General features: G+C 40.4%; 2 protein-coding genes and 1 pseudogene. All 3 read right to left on the bottom strand.

Going from position 1 to position 2,071, the window contains the following annotated elements:
* Positions 1 to 622 (bottom strand): AAA family ATPase (locus tag H6S82_RS30615; protein WP_191057282.1); only part of this gene is annotated, 622 nt, incomplete at its 3' end.
* Between the two features lie 186 nt (positions 623 to 808).
* A complete protein-coding gene (locus H6S82_RS30610) occupies positions 809 to 1,090 on the bottom strand; it encodes a hypothetical protein (protein ID WP_190468266.1) in 282 nt (93 codons plus the stop codon).
* A gap of 51 nt (positions 1,091 to 1,141) precedes the next feature.
* Positions 1,142 to 2,071: pseudogene (locus tag H6S82_RS30605) on the bottom strand (excinuclease ABC subunit A); the annotation flags it as partial.

The raw sequence follows: 2,071 nt of genomic DNA, 5'->3' as shown, positions 1-2,071 counted from the left end.
AATCTCGTCCTATATGCCAGTCTCTATATAAAGCAATACTAGAAAATTGATTGCCAACATAAGTGAGTTCTGGATATTGATCGGGGTCTTTTCTTTGAGACAAAACAGATTGGTCTGGAATGAGATCTTCTCGGCGAAGATGGCGTTGACGGGTGTCAGTTGCTTTAACCGCTAGACCTGAAGCTATAGTTTTTACATTTAAAACTGGATAACCACTTTGATAGCGGTAGTAAAAATAGACACCTTTTTCGCCAGGATATGATGTTTCATTCTCTATCGCTTCGTCTACAAGTTCCAATCTTTGGCCAACTACTGTGAAACCAATCTTATAGCGTATTGGCATATTTCCTGGGTTGTCTAAGATAGCTTCAATTTCAGCAGTCGGAATACTCCTTTCACCTTTCCAAAGAAAATCGCTGATACCTCCCCCTTTCCGAATAGGAACAGTTAAATCTGTAGGTGTTGCTTTTAGGAGTCCAATTGCTTCGATTAAATTCGACTTACCAGATGCGTTGGGGCCAATCAAAACATTTAGAGGTTGTAGTTCAATTGTTTCACCCTCACTTCCGTAGGATAGGAAGTTTTTTAATCGTAGGGTGCGGATAAATCTTTTACCTTCCATGTCATCCTTTGATTACAATTTGCTAATATTATAATGGCTATTCTCAGTGCTAAATTATTGAGTAACAGCGTTTGTATTTCAAGAATGCCTGCTTAGTTTTTAAAGGCATTCGGATTATATCTTTTCATAATCTCAATAAATCTTGGAAATTCGTGTTTATCTTTTACTTCTACTGTAATTAATATTCTAAAATATAGATTCCTCGGCTTTTTTAGCAACTAATATTTCTTTTTGGCGTTTTGTAACTCCAGCGATAAAATTAAAAGGTTCATCTTCCTGATTGCCTATCTTGAGATTACTTATCAAAACCTCATCACCAACTTGTAGGCAAGGGTCAAAGTTGTATTTTGCAATTTCCCAAGTTTGAAATTTCTCACTACCTGTGTCTAGAGTTGCAGGTATAAGGGGAACAACGAGATCGATAACATATTCATACATAATCGCATTCCTTTGTTTTTCCGATGTCATAATTTCTAGTTTACCAGAAAGTTGGTTTGATTTTTTTGATTATATATTCAGCTAAGCAGTTACCTTTGACGGATGTTGCAACAACACCTGCCTCAAATATACCCCAGTATAAGACCGATCGCACTCCGCTACTTCTTCCGGTGTTCCCACAGCGATCGTCTCTCCTCCCTTATCGCCTCCTTCCGGCCCTAAATCGATTACCCAATCGGCGCAGCGAATTACATCTAAGTTGTGTTCGATGACCAAAATCGAATTGCCTTTATCCACTAATCGCTGCAAAACATCCAGTAATTTGTGAACATCGTAAAAGGATAAACCTGTTGTTGGTTCATCTATTAAATAGAGTGTTTTTCCCGTGGCGCGACGAGATAGTTCGGTTGCTAATTTCACTCGTTGCGCTTCACCGCCGGATAAGGTAGGTGCAGGTTGTCCTAAACGGATATATCCTAATCCAACATCGACTAATGTTTGCAAGCGGGTGACTGCTTTGGGAATATTTTGGAATACTTCCAAAGCTTCCTCAATTGTCATATTCAAAACATCTGCGATCGACTTTCCCTTGTACTTCACTTGCAGGGTTTCCCGATTGTAGCGATCGCCTTTACAAACTTCGCATTGCACGTACACATCTGGCAGAAAATTCATCTCGATCACATTCACCCCTTGTCCGCCACAAGCTTCGCATCTTCCACCTTTCACGTTGAACGAAAATTGTCCCGGTTTGTAACCTCTTGCTTTCGCTTCGATGGTTTGGGAAAAGATATCGCGGATGACATCGAAGACTCCCGTGTAGGTAGCTGGATTGGAACGGGGAGTGCGACCGATCGGCGATTGATCGATCACAATTGCTTTATCGATTTCGTCTAAACCTTTCACAGTATCCAACTCTTTGGGGAAAGGTACTTTGCGAGTCAGGTGATGTTGCAAAGCTGGATAAAGCAATTCGTTAATTAAAGTAGATTTTCCCGAACCGGAAACGCC

Origin of the sequence: Planktothrix sp. FACHB-1355 (genome assembly GCF_014748295.1) — a bacterium.
Taxonomy (GTDB): domain Bacteria; phylum Cyanobacteriota; class Cyanobacteriia; order Cyanobacteriales; family Aerosakkonemataceae; genus Aerosakkonema; species Aerosakkonema funiforme_A.
Note: the sequence above shows the minus strand (reverse complement) of the source record. Positions and strands in the feature narration are given on the sequence as shown.